General features: G+C 69.8%; 20 protein-coding genes. 8 read left to right on the forward strand and 12 right to left on the reverse strand.

Translation table 11 applies throughout. The features are described from left to right. Positions 1-250: 250 nt before the first annotated feature. Positions 251-1660, reverse strand: coding sequence for an FAD-binding oxidoreductase (locus tag WBA97_RS23890; RefSeq protein WP_424233134.1), 1410 nt, complete (start codon positions 1658-1660; stop codon positions 251-253). A gap of 157 nt (positions 1661-1817) precedes the next feature. On the opposite strand from WBA97_RS23890, the gene WBA97_RS23895 reads away from it, so the two are divergent. Beyond that, positions 1818-2783 carry an alpha/beta hydrolase gene (locus tag WBA97_RS23895; protein ID WP_424233135.1) on the forward strand — a complete coding sequence of 322 codons (966 nt, stop codon included), beginning with the start codon at positions 1818-1820 and terminating at the stop codon, positions 2781-2783. Positions 2784-2900: 117 nt separating this feature from the next. Then, positions 2901-3515, forward strand: a complete 615-nt coding sequence (locus WBA97_RS23900) for a DedA family protein (RefSeq protein ID WP_424233185.1) — start codon at positions 2901-2903, stop codon at positions 3513-3515. A gap of 203 nt (positions 3516-3718) precedes the next feature. Here WBA97_RS23900 and WBA97_RS23905 read toward each other — a convergent pair whose 3' ends face one another. From WBA97_RS23905 to WBA97_RS23915, 3 genes are all read right to left on the reverse strand, one after another. Beyond that, entirely contained in the window at positions 3719-4126 is a 408-nt protein-coding gene (locus WBA97_RS23905) for a VOC family protein (protein WP_424233136.1), read from the reverse strand. A 106-nt stretch (positions 4127-4232) separates the two neighbouring features. After that, positions 4233-4976: an SDR family oxidoreductase gene (locus WBA97_RS23910; protein WP_424233137.1), complete on the reverse strand. Its 744-nt coding sequence runs from the start codon at positions 4974-4976 to the stop codon at positions 4233-4235. Between the two features lie 9 nt (positions 4977-4985). After that, positions 4986-6032: a glycoside hydrolase family 76 protein gene (locus tag WBA97_RS23915; protein ID WP_424233186.1), complete on the reverse strand. Its 1047-nt coding sequence runs from the start codon at positions 6030-6032 to the stop codon at positions 4986-4988. Positions 6033-6201: 169 nt separating this feature from the next. On the opposite strand from WBA97_RS23915, the gene WBA97_RS23920 reads away from it, so the two are divergent. Beyond that, positions 6202-8346: a molybdopterin-dependent oxidoreductase gene (locus tag WBA97_RS23920; protein ID WP_424233138.1), complete on the forward strand. Its 2145-nt coding sequence runs from the start codon at positions 6202-6204 to the stop codon at positions 8344-8346. A 124-nt stretch (positions 8347-8470) separates the two neighbouring features. After that, positions 8471-9352, forward strand: a complete 882-nt coding sequence (locus WBA97_RS23925; protein WP_424233187.1) for a helix-turn-helix domain-containing protein — start codon at positions 8471-8473, stop codon at positions 9350-9352. A gap of 34 nt (positions 9353-9386) precedes the next feature. On the opposite strand, the gene WBA97_RS23930 is transcribed toward WBA97_RS23925, so the two are convergent. Beyond that, positions 9387-9602, reverse strand: a complete 216-nt coding sequence (locus tag WBA97_RS23930) for a DUF397 domain-containing protein (RefSeq protein ID WP_424233139.1) — start codon at positions 9600-9602, stop codon at positions 9387-9389. 78 nt (positions 9603-9680) lie between these two features. Here WBA97_RS23930 and WBA97_RS23935 point away from each other — a divergent pair, with 78 nt between their 5' ends. Then, on the forward strand, positions 9681-10406 hold the full coding sequence (locus tag WBA97_RS23935) for an AfsR/SARP family transcriptional regulator (RefSeq protein WP_424233140.1): 726 nt from the start codon (positions 9681-9683) through the stop codon (positions 10404-10406). Positions 10407-10415: 9 nt separating this feature from the next. Here WBA97_RS23935 and WBA97_RS23940 read toward each other — a convergent pair whose 3' ends face one another. The 7 genes from WBA97_RS23940 to WBA97_RS23970 all read right to left on the reverse strand — a co-directional run bounded on the left by WBA97_RS23940 (position 10416) and on the right by WBA97_RS23970 (position 15233). After that, positions 10416-11066 (reverse strand): TrmH family RNA methyltransferase, encoded by a 651-nt coding sequence (locus WBA97_RS23940; RefSeq protein WP_424233141.1) that lies wholly within the window; start codon positions 11064-11066, stop codon positions 10416-10418. Further along, the gene (locus WBA97_RS23945; RefSeq protein ID WP_424233142.1) at positions 11012-11401 is read right to left on the reverse strand and encodes a DUF2784 domain-containing protein; all 390 of its coding nucleotides are present in this window, start codon (positions 11399-11401) and stop codon (positions 11012-11014) included. The genes WBA97_RS23940 and WBA97_RS23945 overlap by 55 nt, the downstream gene beginning before the upstream one ends. Before the next feature lie 19 nt (positions 11402-11420). Then, positions 11421-12110: a LemA family protein gene (locus tag WBA97_RS23950; protein ID WP_424233143.1), complete on the reverse strand. Its 690-nt coding sequence runs from the start codon at positions 12108-12110 to the stop codon at positions 11421-11423. Between the two features lie 42 nt (positions 12111-12152). Further along, complete coding sequence (gene pyrE / locus WBA97_RS23955; protein ID WP_424233144.1) at positions 12153-12707, reverse strand: orotate phosphoribosyltransferase; 555 nt, start codon at positions 12705-12707, stop codon at positions 12153-12155. Positions 12708-12780: 73 nt separating this feature from the next. Continuing rightward, a complete protein-coding gene (locus WBA97_RS23960; RefSeq protein WP_424233145.1) occupies positions 12781-13590 on the reverse strand; it encodes a phospholipid scramblase-related protein in 810 nt (269 codons plus the stop codon). A gap of 157 nt (positions 13591-13747) precedes the next feature. Next, positions 13748-14524 (reverse strand): SDR family NAD(P)-dependent oxidoreductase, encoded by a 777-nt coding sequence (locus WBA97_RS23965; protein ID WP_424233146.1) that lies wholly within the window; start codon positions 14522-14524, stop codon positions 13748-13750. A 10-nt stretch (positions 14525-14534) separates the two neighbouring features. After that, positions 14535-15233: a hypothetical protein gene (locus WBA97_RS23970; protein ID WP_424233147.1), complete on the reverse strand. Its 699-nt coding sequence runs from the start codon at positions 15231-15233 to the stop codon at positions 14535-14537. A 120-nt stretch (positions 15234-15353) separates the two neighbouring features. Between WBA97_RS23970 and WBA97_RS23975 the strand changes: the two genes are divergently transcribed. From WBA97_RS23975 to WBA97_RS23985, 3 genes are read left to right on the forward strand one after another with little or no spacing between them, the layout of a single operon-like run. Next, positions 15354-15746, forward strand: coding sequence for a GntR family transcriptional regulator (locus tag WBA97_RS23975; RefSeq protein WP_424233148.1), 393 nt, complete (start codon positions 15354-15356; stop codon positions 15744-15746). Continuing rightward, positions 15743-16624 (forward strand): ABC transporter ATP-binding protein, encoded by an 882-nt coding sequence (locus tag WBA97_RS23980; protein WP_424233149.1) that lies wholly within the window; start codon positions 15743-15745, stop codon positions 16622-16624. The genes WBA97_RS23975 and WBA97_RS23980 overlap by 4 nt, the downstream gene beginning before the upstream one ends. Beyond that, complete coding sequence (locus tag WBA97_RS23985; RefSeq protein WP_424233150.1) at positions 16621-17613, forward strand: transporter; 993 nt, start codon at positions 16621-16623, stop codon at positions 17611-17613. Before WBA97_RS23980 ends, WBA97_RS23985 begins: the two co-directional genes overlap by 4 nt. The last annotated feature ends 5 nt before the right edge of the window (positions 17614-17618 follow it).

The raw sequence follows: 17618 nt of genomic DNA on the forward strand, positions 1-17618 counted from the left end.
GGATCAGGGATGATGACACAGCAGGCACGGCCCTCTCACAAGATCATGCGACTTCGACAATCACATGATCAACCAGAGGATCGTGCCTGCTCCACGCAGGTGATCGACTTTGACGGAACCCTGCCCGTTCCCGGGGGCGTCCCGCCTTGCCAGTCTACCGGGGGGTACCGACAGGTCAGGGGGTTGCGGGGCAACCTGTGGACAACCGGAGCGGCTGTGGACAACTCCGTGGTTCTGTCGGTCCTCGCGCCTACGCCGAAACTCGGGGGGCGGCGGCCGGCATCGAGAACATCGAGCCCGGGTTGAAGACGTTGTCCGGGTCCAGGGCGGCCTTGATCGCGCGGTGGGTGCGCATCGCGATCGGGCCGACCTCCTTCTCCAGCCAGTCGCGTTTGATCTTGCCGATGCCGTGTTCGCCGGTGACCGTGCCGCCCAGCGCCAGGCCCGCGGCCAGGATGTCGTTGAACGCCACGGTGGCCCGCGCGAACTCGTCCTCCGAAGCCGGGTCGTAGACGATCGTCGGGTGCATGTTGCCGTCGCCGGCGTGGCCGACGACCGCGACCCGCAGCCCGACCTCCGCCGAGATCCGTTCGCACGCCGCGATCAGCTCCGCGATCCTGGTGCGGGGCACGCACACGTCGTCGGTCATCCACGCGCCGTACACCTCCAGCGCGGTCAGCACCGCCCGGCGCGCGGTCAGCAGCATCGAACCCTCGGCCGGGTCGAACGTCGAGTGCACCAGCTCGGCGCCGACGTCCTCACACACCTGCTCGATCGCGCGCAGCTCCTGCCGCGCCGCCTCGCCGCCGGAGTCCGACTGGCAGATCAGCAGTGCCGCACAGCCCGCCCCCGCACCCAGCTCCGTCTTCAGGTACGCCTCGACCGCCGCGATCGACGTCGCGTCCATGATCTCCATCAGTGACGGCACGATGCCCTCGCGCACGATCCGGCTCACCGCGGCGCCCGCGGTCTCCACCGCCGAGAACGCCGCCACCATCGTGCCCGGGGCCTGCGGCAGTGGTCGCAGTGCGAGCGTCGCCTGCGTGATCACGCCGAGCGTGCCCTCGCTGCCGACGAACAGCTTCGTCAGGTCGTAGCCCGCCACGCCCTTGACCGTCCGCCTGCCGGTGCGCAGCAGTTCGCCGTCCGCGAGCACGATTTCCAGTCCCAGCACGGAATCCGTGGTCACGCCGTACTTGACGCAGCAGAGCCCGCCCGCGTTCGTGGACAGGTTGCCGCCGATCGTGCACCAGTCGTAGCTCGACGGGTCCGGTGGGTAGAACAGCCCGTGCTTCTCCACCGCCCCGCGCAGGTCGAGGTTGACCACACCGGGCTGCACCACGGCGAGCCGGTTGTCCGGGTCGATCTCGACGATCTCGTTCATCCTGGTCATCGCGAGCACGACGCAGCCGTCGATCGCGTTCGCCGCGCCGGACAGGCCGCTGCCCGCGCCTCTCGGCACGATCGGCACACCCGCGGCGGCGCACGCGCGGACGACGGCCTGCACCTCCGTGGCGCCCTTCGGCAGCACCACCGCGAGCGGGGCGCCGTGCGGCGCCAGCGGCATCATGTCGCGCCGATAACTCTCGGTGACGTCCGTGTCCACGAGCACCGCGCCGTCGCCTACAGCGGCACGCAGCTCGTCCAGGAGAGTGGTCACGAGTCAACCGTAACCGTTCTCCAGCGGAATGCGAGGCGCTCGAGCGACACCGAACCGAGATCAAGGTGTACGACTTTCGCGGGGTCGATCTACTCCGTCAGTCATTTACAGTGGGTTGTACGTCACAGGTGACGTGCGAGCAGGAGAGCGGGGTGCGATGACGCGGCCGGCGGTGCCCACGAGCCCGAGCGTGCAAAGCCGGGCGCTGGCACAACTCCTCATGAACGGGCTTCGGCCACTCGGTGACCGGCTGCGGATCACCGCCTGGCCGCACCTGCGGGTGGCACGCGACATGTTCGACACCGTCGGGCTCACCCCCATGCCCCGCGGGGCCCAGGTCAAGCCGATCGCGGACGGTGACGTCCACGGCCTGTGGATCACCGGCCGCGACGCCGATCCGGCGAACGGCGTGGTGCTGTACCTGCACGGCGGTGGCTTCGTGTTCGGGTCGCGACGCACCCACAAACACCTGGTGGCGGCGCTGTCAGCGGCGACCGGCAGGCCCGCCTTCCTGGTCGACTACCGACGCGCGCCGGAGCACCCCTTCCCCGCGGCGGCCGACGACGCGCTTGCCGGTTACCGATGGCTGCTGCGCAACGGCCACGCACCCGAGTCGATCACCGTCATGGGCGACTCGGCAGGCGGCCACCTGGTCGCGGGCCTGCTCGCCGACCTGTCCCGGCGCAGGCTGCCGATGCCGGCCGCGGCCGTCATGTTCTCCCCGTTCCTCGACCTGACCTGCGCGGAGCTCGCCGATCGGGACCGGGTGCGGCGTGACCCGTTCGTGCCGCCGCAGCGGGCGCTGGAGTGCGGGCGGACCTACGCGGGCGAGTACGCGCTCACGCACAGCAGGCTGAACGTGCTGCGGGCGAACAAGCGCCGCTGGCCGCCGGTGCTGATCCAGGTCGGCGATACCGAGTGCCTGCTCGGCGACTCGGAGCGGATGGCGGAGAGCATCCGCGCCGCGGGCGTCCACTGTGAACTGCAGGTGTGGCCGGGACAGGTGCACGTCTTCCCGGCGTTCTACCCGGTGCTGCCCGAGGGCAGGGCGGCGATCTCCTACGTCGGCGGGTTCGTCCGCGACCTCGCAGGCGACCGGAACGCGATCGCGGCCGCCAGTTGACCCGACCGTGGATATCCGGCGAATTCAGACACGTTGACGAGATGAGCCTGCCCGAGGGCACGTACGCTATTTGTCGTGAGTGTGGCCACCGGCGTACTTGAGTCCGCCGGACCCGTCATGGTGTGGATCATCGTGCTCGGGTTCGTGTTCACCGAGTGCGCGTTCATCGTCGGACTGTTCCTGCCCGGTGACTCGCTGCTGTTCGCGGCGGGCGTGGTGCTGGCCGAGCACGACGGCGAGTTCCACGCGTGGGCGCTGTCGGCGGCCGCGATGGTGACCGCGGTGGTCGGCAACATGGTGGGCTACTACATCGGGAGCAAGGCGGGCCACACGATCATCGCGCGGCGCGGCGGCCGGGTGCTGAACCTCGAGAACCTCGACAAGGCGAGGGACTTCCTGGACCGGCGCGGATTCTGGGCGATCGTGCTGGCGCGCTGGATCCCGTGGATCCGCACGTTCGCGCCGCTGATCGCGGGCGCGGCCAAGATGGACACCCGCCGGTTCCTGCTGGCCACCACGATCGGCGGCCTGGCCTGGGTGCCGACGCTGGTGCTGCTCGGCTACTACGGCGCCGGACTGCTGGAGCACATGCCGTGGCTGAAGGCCGTCGCACTGTGGGGCAGCATCGCGTTCTTCATCATCGGCACGGTGTACGGCGTGGTCCGCTACCGCCAGGAGATGCACAAACCTCCGGTGGAAGCCACGGTGACCGCGGGCACCGCACAGGACTGACCCGCACAACCCGGGCACAGATCCAAGTTCCCCCTGGCCAGACCCCCACTCAAGATCAACATCCCCGAAACCGGCCGGATGCCAACCCCCACCCGTTCCCGGGGGCGTCCCGCCATGCCAGTTTACCGGCTGGGACTGACATTGCGGCGTTGTCGATCTTGGTTGTGGATAACCGGTGCGGTTGTGGACAACTCCGGAGCTGGTCAGTCTTCGCGGGCCCACAGGACGAGCTGGATGCCGTCCGGGTCGCGGAGTGAGATGACCTCGGTGCCCGGGGACGTGTGCTCCTCGGTGATGGGCGAGAACGTCACGCCGTGCTCGGTGAGGCGGTCGGTCCATTCGCGAAGGCAGGTGCGGTCCGGCACGGAGAACGTCAGGTGGTCGAGGCCCGGCCTGCGCTCGTCGAACAGCGAGTACTCCGACACCGGGTGCTGCACGAGCGTGAGGGTGATCCCGAAACCCGGGCCGCGCAGGAACGCCTTCCGCATCCCGGTCGGTTGGTCGTCGCAGCCGACCGACTCGAACCCCAGTACCCGCTCGTACCACGGGACGCTGCGATCCACATCGGTGACGGTCAGGGCAACGTGGTGAACACCGGTCAGCGTGGGCATCAGAGTCCTTCCCGACCCAGCCGGAGGCGGGCCGACTCAGCCATAGTGCCGCAGCGATTCGACAAAACCAGCGCCGTTATCGGATCTTCTGCAGGCCGATACCCGGTCAGTAGCCCCCGCTGATGGGCAGTGTGGCGCCGGTCACGAACGACGCGGCCGGGGACAGCAGCCACACGACCCCCTCGGCGATCTCCTCCGGTTCGCCCGCCCGTCTCATGGGAATCATCGGCGCGCGGTCGGCGGGCCGGTTCGGCATACCCGCCGCGGCGTGCAGGTCTGTGTGGACAAGGCCGGGCGCGACCGCGTTCACCCGCATGCCCTCGGCGGCGACCTCCTGGGCGAGCCCGTACGTCAGCGACTCGACGGCCGCCTTGCTCGCCGCGTAGTGCACCCACTCGCCGGGTGAGCCACGGCCTGCCGCGGTCGACGACACGTTCACGACGGCGCCGCCACGTCCGCCGTGCCGGGTCGACAGCCGCCGCACCGCCTCGCGGTTGCACAGGAACACCCCCATCACGTTCACGTCCAGGACGCGGCGCACGGTGGCCGCGTCCTGTTCGTCCAGTCGCCCCGGGGTGTTACCCGTGATGCCCGCGTTGCACACCACGCCGGTGAGGTCGCCGAGCGACGCCGCCTTGTCGAACAGCCGCCGCACGTCCGTCTCGTCGGCGATGTCACCGGGCACCGCAAGCGCTTGCGCGCCCGCCGCCTCGACGTCCGCGACCACGGCTCGCGCCGCGTCGTGGTCGTTCGCGTAGCCGATGGCCACGTCGTGCCCACTCCGTGCGAGCAGCCGTGCCACAGCCGCTCCGATGCCCCGGCTCCCGCCGGTCACGATGACCACGCTCACGCACGAAACCTAACCGGAAGACCGCTCCAGCAGTGCCGCGGCTTCCAGCACCATCCATCCGGAGACCTGCACGGACATGTCCCGCTCGACCCTGTGGTGCCCGGCGGACCTCGGCACCCGCGCCGGCTGCGACCACTCCGGCCCGAACAGCGGACCGGCCCGTGCGAGCGCCCGGTTCCGCCACGCCGCGTGCGCCGAGGCGACGACCAGTTCACGCGCGGTGTCGGCGGCCGGGGACGGGGGCAGTCGCAGCGCCGCCTGTGCGAGGTACCTGGCGAGGATGCCCGCGAACAGGCCGCCGTCGCCGCCGCCCCTGCCCCGGAGGACCTTGTCGTCGGTGAGGTGCGTGGCGACGGCGTCGATGGTCCGCCCGGCTCGGTCCACCCACACGCCCGACGTGCCGCCGTCGGCCAGTTCGACGCACGCGCCGATGTACACGCCCTGGCAGTAGGTGTAGATGACCTTGACGATGTCCTTGATCATCCCGTCCGGCTCGACGTGCACGCCGTCCCACAGGAGCCCGGTGGCCGGATCGACCAGGACCTTGGACATCCACTCGGTCATGGACCGGGCGCGTTGGCGGTCGGCGCGCTCGCCGCCGAGGGCCGCCCAGCGGGCGAACAGGATCGCGGCCGGGCCGTTGGCGGGGACGTTCTTGAAACTGTCCTTGCGCCGCCACCAGATTCCGCCGCCAACGTGGTCGGTCCACCCGGCCCGCAGCTGCGCGGCGATGGCGGTCATCGCCTTGGCGATCGGCACGTCCTCGCAGTCGTCGGCGCGCATGAGGGCGAGGCCGAGCCAGGCGATGTCGTCGTAGTAGTCGTTGGTCCAGCCGCCGAGGTTGCGCAGGTGCACGCCGCGCACGACCCTTCTGATGGTGCCAGCGCGGGCCGCGTTCGGCTGTCGTTCCTGCGCGTCGACGAGGCAGTCCAGCAGGTGCGCCTGCCACCAGTAGTTCCAGTGGCCGTGCAGGCGGTGGCCGAGCGACTGCGGCCAGCCCGCGGCGCCGAGCCTGGTGCCGGGCAGCCCCCACACCCGCCGCAGGTGGCGGGCCAGGACCGCACGCTCCGCGACCGCGGCCCGCGCACACCAGAGGGACGGCGATCCCTCCCTTGTGCTGTCCGCATAACCGGCCCGTTGCGCCACCCATACATCGTGCGCGCTGAATCGGTTCCGATGTGTCCGCCGGAAGAGTGATGTCACCGTCCTGTGTCAAGGTGAGGACATGACCACCACGCCGGTGACGTGTCCCTTGTGTGAAGCGACCTGCGGGCTGGCGGTGACGATCGACGACAGCCGCGTCACGGGTGTGCGTGGTGACGACGCCGACGTGTTCTCCCGGGGGTTCATCTGCCCGAAGGGCGCGTCGCTCGGCGCGCTGCACCACGACCCGGACCGGCTGCGCAGGCCACTGGTGCGTCGCGGCGGCGAGTTGGTGGAGACCACCTGGGACGAGGCGTTCGCGGAGATAGAGCGCAGGCTGCCGCCGCTCATGGCGGAGCACGGGCGTGACGCGGTCGCGGTGTACGCGGGCAACCCGTCGGTGCACAACACGCCGACCTCGTTGTACGGCCCGGCGTTCTACAAGGCGCTCGGCACCAGGAACTTCTACACGGCCGGCACGGTCGACCAGGTGCCGAAGCACTTCGCGGTGGGGAACCTGTTCGGCGGCGGGTTCACGATCCCGGTGCCGGACCTGGACCGGACCCAGCACCTGCTGATGCTGGGCGCGAACCCGCTCGTGTCCAACGGCAGCCTGATGACCGCGCCGGACGTGCGCGGCAAGCTGCGTGCGCTCCGCGAGCGCGGCGGCAAGCTCGTGGTGGTCGACCCCAAGCGCTCCAGGACCGCGGAGCTGGCCGACGAGCACCACCCGATCCGGCCCGGCACCGACGCGCTCCTGTTGTTCGCGCTGGTCAACGAGCTGTTCGCGGCCTCGCTGGTGAACACGCGAGACCTGCCGGTCAACGGTGTGGACGAGGTGCGCACGCTGGCCGCGCCGTTCACGCCGGAGTCGGTGGCGGCCCACACCGACATCGCCGCCGACGACATCCGCCGCATGGCCCACGAGCTGGCGGCCGCCGACCGGGCCGTCGTGTACGGCCGGATCGGCACCACGACGCAGGCGTTCGGCACGCTCGCGAGCTGGCTGATCGACGTGCTGAACGTGCTGACCGGCAACCTGGACCGCGAGGGCGGCGCGATGTTCCCGCTCGCGGCGGCGGGCCAGGCCAACGCCCGCCCGTCGAAGCGGCGCGGCTTCACGACGGGCCGGTGGCACAGCCGGGTGCGTGGCCTGCCGGAGGTGGTCGGCGAGCTGCCGGTGGCGACGCTGGCGGACGAGATCCTGACCCCGGGCGATGGCCAGGTGCGTGCGCTGATCACGGTGTGCGGCAACCCGTGCCTGTCCACCCCGAACGCGGACCGGCTCGCGGATGCGCTGGGGCGCCTTGACTTCATGGTCTCGATCGACGTGTACCTGAACGAGACGAGCAAGCACGCCGACGTGGTCCTGCCAGGCCCGACCCCGCTCGAGCGCCCGCACTACGACCTGGCGCTGTACCAGCTGTCGGTCCGCAACGTGGCGAACTGGACCCCGGCGACGCTGCCGACGGACGTGCCGCAGGAGTGGGAGACCCTGCTGCGACTCACCGGCATCGTCACGGGCCAGGGCGCGTCGGTCGACCTGGCCGCGCTGGACGACTTCGTCGCGGGTGAGCTGGCGAAGCGCCACGACGTGCCGCTCGGCGACCGGCGCGGCCCTGAGCGGCTGGTCGACATCATGCTGCGCGGCGGCCCGTACGACCTGACGCTCGCGGACCTCGAGGCCGCGCCGCACGGCGTGGACCTCGGCCCGCTGATGCCACGGGTCCCCGACGTGCTGGGCACCCCGTCGGGACGGGTCGAGCTGGCACCGGAGGCGATCACCAGGGACGTGCCGCGGCTCGCGGCGGCGCTGGCGACCCCGGTGAACGGTGAGCTGCTGCTGATCGGGCGCAGGCAGCTGTCCTCCAACAACTCGTGGATGCACAACCTGGAATCGTTGGTGCGCGGGAAGAACCGGTGCACCGTGCAGCTCAATCCGGCGGACGCGAGCAGGCTTGGTCTCGTCGACGGCGGCACGGCGGTGGTCCGCTCCCGCGCGGGCAAGATCGAGATTCCGGTGGAGGTCACGGACACGATCCGGCCGGGCGTGGTGAGCATCCCGCACGGCTGGGGCCACGACGTGGACGGCACCCGCACCACGGTCGCGAGGGCCCACGCCGGCGTGAACACGAACGTGCTCGCGGACGACCAGCTGCTCGACGCGCTGTCTGGCACCGCGGCGCTGAACGGCATCCCGGTGGAGATCGAACCCGCCGGCGCCTGACACGGAGACGACTCGAAGTGAGTCGTGCAGTTGACAATGCACGTGCACGTTTGGTGTGATTCGCATCAGTACGAATCACCTTGGATCATCCCGCTGGATGGATGACGGGAAGGTTCACCGCTTCATGGGCACGTCGGGTGGGTCGGTTCCGGCGCCGGCTGGTAGGGAGCAGTTGGCGGCGGAACTGAGGCGGTTGCGCGATCTTGCCGGGATGTCCGGCCGGGATCTGGCGCAGCGCATTGGTATCAGCCAGTCGAAGGTGTCCAGGATCGAGTCGGGCGCGGTCGTCCCCTCCCTTCCGGAGGTGACGGCCTGGGGAGAGGAGCTGGGTGTGTCCGTCGAGTTACGGGAGCGACTGACAGCCTTGACCGAGGCCGCGTACGACGAGATGCATCCATGGCGCGCGGCCCTGCAGCGGCGCGGGAACCTGCAGGACACCGTCCAGGACCTGGAGTCGACCGCGACCAGGACCTACACGTTCCAGCCCGCGCTCGTACCCGGCCTTCTGCAGACCGCCGAGTACGCGCGCCGCGTGATCGCCATGTTCCACCGGCAGTACGGCGGCTCGGACCCCGCGGCCGAGGTCGCGGGCAGGCTGCACCGGCAGCTCGCGCTCTACGAGCCGAACCGGCACTTCGACTTCCTGATCACGGAGGCGGCACTGCGCTGGCGTCCCGGCCCGCCGAGCCTGCAGGTGGCACAGCTCGACCGCATCGCGTCGGTCAGCACGCTGGACAACGTCACCATCGGGCTGCTCCCGCTGGACGCCGAGGCCACCGCACTCACGACCCACAACTTCGTGGTCTACGAAGGCGACGACGGCGCGACGGACGTCACGGTGACCGCCGAGACGATCCACGCCGACATGACGATCGACCGCGAGGAACACGTCGCGCTGTACCGGTCCCGCTGGCAACAACTCAGCCGGGCGGCGCTCTTCGGTGACGAGGCTCAGGAATTTCTGCGTGACGTCGTCGCCGACCTCCGCACTCGTTCAACCAAATAGGACAATGGAGTCCACCATGGCGCGAATCCGGGAATTAACCGAGAACACGGCGCTGTAAAGGCAGCATTCCGCTGGCGAACGCGTCCCACTCGCGTCGCGCGAACAACAGCACGGGCCCGTCGGGATCCTTGGAGTTCCGCACTCCGACGACCTCCACGGTGGCCAGCTCCACACAGTTGCCACCCTCACTGAAGGTGCTCTTCGCAAAGGTCGCGTGCGCCCGGATCCAGTTCTCCATGTGGTCGTTCATGACTGGGTGCATGAGTCCATGGAAACCCGAAGGCAGAAGATGACGAAAGTATCCGACATTTTTTCGCCCCAAACTGTCATGTTTCGTCTGTACGGCACGGCGGCGGCGACCGCGGGCGGTGTGCCCGTCGAACTCGGTCCGGAACTGGAGCGGTGCATGGTCGTGCCGCTCCTGCTGGCCAGGGGAAAGGCGGTGTCCCGCCTCGCGCTGACCGAGTGGATGTGGGACGACGACCCGCCCGCGAGCGCATCCGCCGACCTCGATGAGCACATGTCCAGTCTCCGCCGGGGGCTCGCGGCCCTGGGACTCCGGCACATGCTGGTCATCCGCGACCCGGTGTGCCGCCTCATCGTCGATGAGGACCAGGTCGACGCGCACCGGCTCAGCGCGGCCGTGGCCGAGGCCGCCGGCCTCGACGACCGGACCGCAGCCGTTCGGCTGCGTGCCGCACTCGACCTCTGCGCGGGCAAACCACTGGCCGGGCTGACCGGCCGCCGGATCCACCGCTGCCGCCAGACCCTCCTCGAAGACCGCAGGAAGGCGGAGATCGCGCTCATCCGCACCGAGTTCCGCCTCGGCCGCGTGGAGCACCACGTCCCAGACCTCGTGCGGCTGTCCAACGAGCGGCTGGCGGACACCGAGGTCGTCAGGCTCGCCGTGTCCGCCCTGCACGGCACCGGAAGACACGCCGAGGCGCTGCAGCTGTACGACCGCTACCGGGAGCACCTGATCGAGCTGGGCATGTCGATGCCGGAGCGGATGCTGGAACTACGACCCCGGATCAGTCAGGTGGAAAGCCACTAGCCCCGCCGGCTACCAGGCCCTGTCGAGGTCCGCGTGCTCGCGGATCCATGCGTGCATGACGATGCCGGCCGCCACGCCCGCGTTGATCGAGCGGGTCGAGCCGAACTGGGCGATCGACACGACCTGGGTGGCCTGCTTGCGGGCGTCCTCGGTGAGGCCGGGGCCCTCCTGCCCGAACACGAGGACGCACCGCTTCGGCAGCGACACCGTCTCCAGCCGGGCCGCGCCCGGCGTGTTGTCGATCGCCACGATCGCGAGGCCATCGGCGGTGGCGTAGTCCAGCAGCGACGCCATGTCCGGGTGGTGGTGCACGTGCTGGTACCGGTCGGTGACCATGGCGCCCCTGCGGTTCCAGCGGCGGCGGCCGACGATGTGGACCGCGCTGGCCGCGAACGCGTTGGCGGTGCGGACGACCGTGCCGATGTTGTGGTCGTGCTGGAAGTTCTCGATGGCCACGTGGAAGTCGTGGCGGCGGGTGTCGAGGTCGGCGACGACGGCGTCGCGGCGCCAGTAGCGGTAGTGGTCGACCACGTTGCGGCGGTCGCCGTCGGCCAGCAGCGCCGGGTCGTAGCGGTCGTCGGCAGGCCAGTCACCCGGCCACGGGCCTACGCCGACGGGCTCGCCGAACTCCCACTCTGTTGGACCGGACTCCTCCGCCACCGCACCCACACTCCCACGTACGACACGATCAGCAGCACGACCGCACCCACCGCGACGGCCGGGAGAAGCGAGCGGGGAATGATCTCGTCGTAGATGTAGTACTCGTTGAAACCGCCCGGCAGCGGGCCGAGGCCCTGCATGCCGCGGAACCAGTCTTCCAGGGCGGTCAGCGGGCACGGCACCGGCAGCACGTTGACGATGACGCCCCAAGCGGCGAAGAACACATGCACGTAGATCGATCTTCGCCAGCGCCAGGCCAGGAACCCCCCTAACCCGATGTACAGCAGCGCCGCGAAGTGCACCACCATCGTGACATCGGCGAGGAACCCGGCCATGGCGCCACGCTACCCAATATCAATCGCGAGGCGGTGGGTTCTGCGCAGGTGGTGGGCCTGCGGGCGGCTGCTGAGTGCCGAGCGCGGGCTGGCCGAGCGGCGGGGTCGGCACCGAGGGCCCGGTGAGCGAGTCGAACGCCCCCTTGAGTGACGGCGCGGCCCGCACGTTCGGGTCGTCGACCTCGTAGTACTCCTTCTTCTGGAACTTGCCGAGGTTCGCGACCATGCTCGACGGGAACGTGTCGAACCGCGTGTTGTAGGCACGCACGTTGCCGTTGTAGAACCGGCGGCCCGCAGCGACCCGGTCCTCGGTCTCGACCATCTGCTGCTGTAGCTGGACGAAGTTCTGGTTGGCCTTCAGGTCCGGGTACTGCTCCGCGACCGCGAAGAAGTTCGACAGCGCGCCGTTCAGCGCCTGCTCCGCCTGCCCCTGCGCGGCCGGGCCCGCGCCGTGCGCGGCCACCGCCTGTGTCCGGGCCTGGACGACCTGCGTCAGCGTCTGCTGCTCGAACCGGGCCGACGCCTTGGTGACCTCGACGAGGTTGCCGATCAGGTCATGCCTGCGCTGCAGCTCCACGTCGATCTGGCGCCACGACTCCTCGATGGTGTTCCGCTGCCGCGCGAACTTGTTGTACATCGAGATGACGGCGACGACGGCGATCACGATGAGCGCCACCACTACCAGAATGATGATCAGCACAGCAGTCACGCTGGTGAGGCTATACCGCGATGGCCCACTTCGCGGCCCGGCTCACAAACCCAGATCCGAGAGATCCAGCAGGTAGCGGTACGGGAGACCGCGTGCCTCGACCGCCTCGCGCGCCCCGGTGTCCCGGTCGACGACGGTCGCGACGCCGACGACCCGCGCCCCCGCCTCCTCCAGCGCGTCGACCGCGGTGAGCACGCTGCCGCCGGTGGTCGAGGTGTCCTCGACGGCCAGCACCGGCTGCCCGGCGACCTCGATGCCCTCGATGCGCCGCTGCATGCCGTGCGACTTGGACTCCTTGCGGACCACGAACACGTCCAGCACCTCACCGGCGGCCGCGGCGGCGTGCATCATCGCGCCCGCGACCGGGTCGGCGCCGAGCGTGAGCCCGCCGGCGGCGACGTAGTCCCAGTCGGCGGTGAGCTGGCGCAGCAACCGCCCGATGAGCGGGGCCGCCGCGTGGTGCAGCGTCGCGCGGCGGAGGTCGACGTAGTAGTCGACCTCCTTGCCGGAGGCGAGCGTCACGCGCCCGTGCACCACGGAGAGCTCGGTGACAAGACGGGCGAGCTCGCCCTTAGCTGTGAGGTCAACGGTTCGCACGGGTCCACACTGTGCCACGGACCTGGGGCGACGGCGTACCGGCACGCCAGAAGTCACACGCGGTGTCCCGGGATCAGCCGAACCCGCGGTCATCCTGTTTGAGCGCGGTGTCGACGGTCAGCGCGGAGGCGACGACCATGCTGGCGAGCGGGTCCTGCAGCGGGCGGTGGATCTGCACCACGTAGTTGTCGGCGGTGGTGAACATCGTCTTGGCGAAGCCCTCGAACGTCTTCGTGATGCGGGCGATCTCGGCGCCGGTGTGGTCGGTGACGGAGAAGTTCCACGCCCGCCAGTTCTCGGCCTGGATCCCGCCGACCTGCTGCTCGTTGATCATGAACGAGAACCGGATCTTGCCGAACACGTTGTTCTGCAGGATCTGCCCGACCTCGGCCCCGTCCGGCCGCTGCACGATGATCCGCGACTTGAGCACCTTCGCGGGCCGCGTCAACAGCAGCACCGGCCGGTGGTTGACGTCCCGCACCTCGAGGCGGTGCGTGAGGAACTGGTCGTAGCTGGTGAAGAACCGGACCGCCTTCTTGAACGCGTTCTGCCCCACCTGCGCGACCGACCCGATCTGCCGCCCATGCTGATCGAAGACGGCGTACTCGTTCGCCATCTCGATGAGCTTGACCTTCTGGTTGACCACGAGGACCGGCTCCGTGAACAACGTGCCGCCGCCCTGCCCGACCTGCCCCACCCCGGCTGCGCGGGTCTGCTCCCGGAGCTTGTTCGGGTCGGGCCCCCGGCCGACCTGCACCTCCCAGGGGCTGGCGTCACTCCTCGGTGCCTGCTGCTGCGTGTGCTGCGTCCACTGCGTGCCGTCCCACCAGCGGAGAACGGTGGAGCCATGCTGCTCCGGATACCAACCAGGCGGCTGTGTCATGGGGGCAGCTTCTCATCGAGGGCGGCCGACCCGCAGGCGTTGTCCGAATACTCCGGTCCGTCGTGGCACAGGGCGGTGCGCTCGCTACGCAGCGTTCAGCATCCAGTCCACTTTGGACACATCGATCCTGCCTGAGGCCGAGCCGGATCAGCGAAAGTCAGGTGCGGTCCCTGTCACCCATCGCCTTGGTCTCCAGGCGGCGCAGGACGGCGCGGGGCAGCAGGCGGGGCACGGCCATCAGCGCCTTGTACAACGCGCCTGGCACCGACCGTGGCCGTCCTCGGCGGAGGTCGCGCAGGCAGTCCGCCACCACGCGGTCCGCGTCGAGCCACATCGCGTCGGGCATGGTGGTCTTGTCGTCGCCCGCCCTGGCGTGGAACTCCGTCTTCGTCAGACCCGGGCACAGCGCGATGACACGCACGCCCGTACCAGCCAGGTTGGCCGCCATGCCTTCCGAGAACGTGGTCACCCACGCCTTCGACGCGGAGTAGGTCGGGCCGATGGCCGGGAAGAAACCCGCCACGCTCGACACGTTCACCACCGCGCCGCGCCCGCGGTCGAGCATGCCCGGCAACGCGGCGCGGGTCAGGCGCAGCACGCTGACGACGTTCACGTCCAGTTGGGACTGCAGGAGGTCGAGATCCGTGGTGGCGAACGCGCCCCGGGTGCCGAAGCCGGCGTTGTTGACCAGCAGGTCGATCGGGTCACCCGTCAGAAGCCGCTCCTCGACGCGCTTGCGGGCACGCGCGACCGAAAGGTCCGCGGTCATCGGCGTGACCGTGACGCCGTAGCGTTCCGTCAGCGACGCGGCGACTTCCCTGAGGCGTTCCTTGGTGCGGGCGATGATCACCAGGTCGTACCCCTCCTCGGCGAGCTTCCTCGCGAAGGCGGCGCCGATTCCGGCCGTGGCCCCGGTGACGAGCGCTGTTGGCATGCGCCCAACGTTAGTCGGCGTGCTCCCCGTGGCGCCCGGTCGGCTGCTCGTGCTCGCCGACCGGATCGACTTCGGCGTCGAAGGGGTCGATGACGTCCGCGATCTCGCCGACGCCGCGCAGCAGCCGCTCCAGCCTGGACGGTGAGGCGTGCGGTGCGACGCTCGCCAGCACCCAGCCCTCCTCGATCCACGCCACCGGGATGTCCGCGCCGATCTCCTCCGTCGCGTCGACGAGGTCGGGGGTGATCAGGCCGCGGGCGGCGGTGATGTCGGAGACGAACGCGTAGCGCTGGCCGACCGGCCCGAGCAGCTCTGGCATCGTGTCGCGCTGGAACGGTGCGCTCGGCAGCCACAGCTCGACCACCGCGGGCAGCACGCGCCTGCACTGCACGGCCGCGATCACCGCGACGACCCGCCCGCCCGTCTCCAGGTCGAACACGTACACCTTGCGCCTGCCGTCGGCGGTGAACGTCGACCCGGCGACCACGTCGTGCGCGACGCCGCCACCGTGGAACGCGATCGAACCGCCGGTCCACTGGGTCGGCAGCAGGTGGTCGGTTTCCGCGAACTGCCATCCGCGCAGCGCGGCCCAGCGGCGACGCTCCCGGTTTCGCGAGGTCAGGCGGGCGCGGTCACGCATCAACAGCGCGGCACCGGCCAGCCCGGCGACCAGCGCCACGACGAACCACACCCATGCCGGTATGCCCACGCGGCAAAGAGTAGCCGTCCTGGGGCCATCACCACGATCACAGGCCCCTTGTCACTCGTTGTGGCGCGACACCCGCCTATTTAGCTATAGTGCTAGCTAGCTAGATAAATGGAGGTAGTGGTGATCGAGTTTCACCTGGACGGCAGGTCCGGCCTGTCGCCCTACCAACAGGTGGTCCAGCAGGTGCGCCACGCGCTCCGGCTGGGCCTGCTCCGCGAGGGCGACCAGCTGCCGAAGGTCAAGGACGTGGCGGCCACCCTCGCCATCAACCCGAACACGGTGCTCAAGGCGTACCGGGAGCTGGAGCACGACGGGCTCGTCGCGGCACGTCCCGGCGTCGGCACGTTCGCGACCGCGACGCTGACCGACAACACGCTCGCCGCACACGGACCGCTGCGCCAGGACCTGAGGCGATGGCTCGCCAAGGCCCGCAAGGCCGGTCTCGACGACGAGAGCATCGAGGCGTTGTTCATGTCCACGTTTCGCAACGCCGCAAGAGAGGACATAGCGTGACCGTCTTGCGGGCCAAGGGACTGGGCAAGAAGTACAAGAGCCGGTGGGCACTCACCGGCTGCACACTCGACATCGAGGCAGGTCACGTGACCGGTCTCGTCGGCCCGAACGGCGCGGGCAAGTCGACGCTGCTCAACCTCGCCGCCGGCATGCTCGAACCGACGGCGGGCTCGATCGAGGTGTGCGGCGGCGTGCCGGGCAGCGGTCCTGACCAGCTCGCGAAGGTCGGCTACGTCGCGCAGAGCACCCCGGTCTACGCGGGCCTGCGCGTCGAGGACCACCTGCGCCTCGGCGCGCGGCTCAACCCGACGTGGGACGAGAAGCTGGCGCAGCGGCGCGTCGAACGGATCGGGCTGGACCCGAAACAGCAGGCCGGCAAGCTTTCCGGTGGTCAACGCGCGCAGCTCGCGCTCACGATCGGCATCGCGAAGCGCCCGGAACTGCTGCTGCTCGACGAGCCGGTCGCCTCCCTCGACCCGCTCGCCCGCCGCGAGTTCCTGTCCGACCTGATGGAGTCGGTCGCGGAGCACGGCGTGTCCGTCGTGCTGTCCTCGCACCTGGTCGCGGACCTGGAGCGGGTGTGCGACCAGATGATCGTGCTCGTCGACGCGCAGCTGCGGATCACCGGTGAGGTCGAGGATCTGCTCGCAACGCACCACCGGCTGACCGGCCCGCGCCGTGACCTCGACACGCTGCCCGCCGACCAGCACGTGATCTCCGCGAGCCACACCGACCGGCAGACCTCGGTCGTCGTCCGCACCGAGGCGCCGATCCTCGACCCGTCGTGGACGGTCGGCCAGCTCACCCTGGAGGACCTGGTCCTCGAGTACATGAGCAACCCGGTCACCGCCCGCCCCGCACTGGAGGTACTCCGATGACCTGGTTGACCTGGCGCCAGTTCCGCATCCCGGCGGGCTCGGTGTACGCGGCACTCGTGGCGATCGGGGTGATCCTCGCGATCACCGGACCCGAGCTGGTGGGCCGCACGGACTTCTCCGACATGGACGTCCTGTTCGGCGGCACGATCCTCGTGATGTACGTGCTGCCCGCGGTCGTCGGCGTGTTCTGGGGCGTGCCGCTGGTGACGCGGGAGCTGGAGACCGGCACACACAACCTGGTGTGGAACCAGAGCATCACCCGCAAGCGCTGGCTCGCGACCAAGCTGGGTGTCGGCGTGCTGACCACCGTGGTCGCGGCGGCGCTGCTGGCCACCGCGGTCACCTGGTGGGCCAGCCCGATCGACACGCTGGCAAGCGCGGACGACAACGGCTTCGAACAGACCCGCATGTCACCGGTCGTGTTCGCCGCACGCGGAATCGCGCCGATCGGTTACGCCGCGTTCGCGTTCGTGCTCGGGGTCGCGGTGGGGCTCGTGCTGCGCCGCACCGTCGCCGCCATGGCCGTCACCCTCGCCGTGTTCGCCGCCGTGATGGTCGCGATCCCGTTCCTGGTGCGCCCGTACGTGCTTCCCCCGGCCGAGGACACGGTCACGATCACGGCGTCGAACATCCGGCAGATCGTCGGGAACGAGTCCGGCGTCATCGAGGAGATGACCGTGTCCACCCCGGCGGGAGCGTGGATGCTGACCAACGAGACCGTCGACTCGTCCGGCACCGCGATCAGCCCACTGCCAGACGCGGTGCAGGACTGCGTGCCACGCCCGGACGACGCGATCGCGCGGGCGCCGAGCCGCATGTCGATCACCGAGTGCATCGCGCAGCTGTCCGACCTCGGCTACACGCAACGCGTGACCTACCAGCCAGGCAGCCGTTTCTGGCCCCTGCAGTGGATCGAGACGGGCCTGTTCCTCGCACTGTCTGCGCTGCTGACGTGGTTCTGCTTCCGGCGAATCCGCCACGTGTCCTGAGAAAC

Source organism: Actinophytocola sp., assembly GCF_049647105.1.
GTDB lineage: Bacteria > Actinomycetota > Actinomycetes > Mycobacteriales > Pseudonocardiaceae > Actinophytocola.

Excerpts from the sequence above, each read along its gene's own strand:
- WBA97_RS23920 (WP_424233138.1), top strand. The coding sequence starts at position 6,202 with ATGACCACCACGCCGGTGACGTGTCCCTTGTGTGAAGCGACCTGCGGG.
- WBA97_RS23935 (WP_424233140.1), top strand. The coding sequence starts at position 9,681 with ATGTTTCGTCTGTACGGCACGGCGGCGGCGACCGCGGGCGGTGTGCCC.
- WBA97_RS23895 (WP_424233135.1), top strand. The coding sequence starts at position 1,818 with ATGACGCGGCCGGCGGTGCCCACGAGCCCGAGCGTGCAAAGCCGGGCG.
- WBA97_RS23905 (WP_424233136.1), bottom strand. The coding sequence starts at position 4,126 with ATGCCCACGCTGACCGGTGTTCACCACGTTGCCCTGACCGTCACCGAT.
- WBA97_RS23925 (WP_424233187.1), top strand. The coding sequence starts at position 8,471 with ATGGGCACGTCGGGTGGGTCGGTTCCGGCGCCGGCTGGTAGGGAGCAG.
- WBA97_RS23960 (WP_424233145.1), bottom strand. The coding sequence starts at position 13,590 with ATGACACAGCCGCCTGGTTGGTATCCGGAGCAGCATGGCTCCACCGTT.
- WBA97_RS23945 (WP_424233142.1), bottom strand. The coding sequence starts at position 11,401 with ATGGCCGGGTTCCTCGCCGATGTCACGATGGTGGTGCACTTCGCGGCG.
- WBA97_RS23930 (WP_424233139.1), bottom strand. The coding sequence starts at position 9,602 with ATGAACGACCACATGGAGAACTGGATCCGGGCGCACGCGACCTTTGCG.
- WBA97_RS23900 (WP_424233185.1), top strand. The coding sequence starts at position 2,901 with ATGGTGTGGATCATCGTGCTCGGGTTCGTGTTCACCGAGTGCGCGTTC.
- WBA97_RS23985 (WP_424233150.1), top strand. The coding sequence starts at position 16,621 with ATGACCTGGTTGACCTGGCGCCAGTTCCGCATCCCGGCGGGCTCGGTG.
- WBA97_RS23965 (WP_424233146.1), bottom strand. The coding sequence starts at position 14,524 with ATGCCAACAGCGCTCGTCACCGGGGCCACGGCCGGAATCGGCGCCGCC.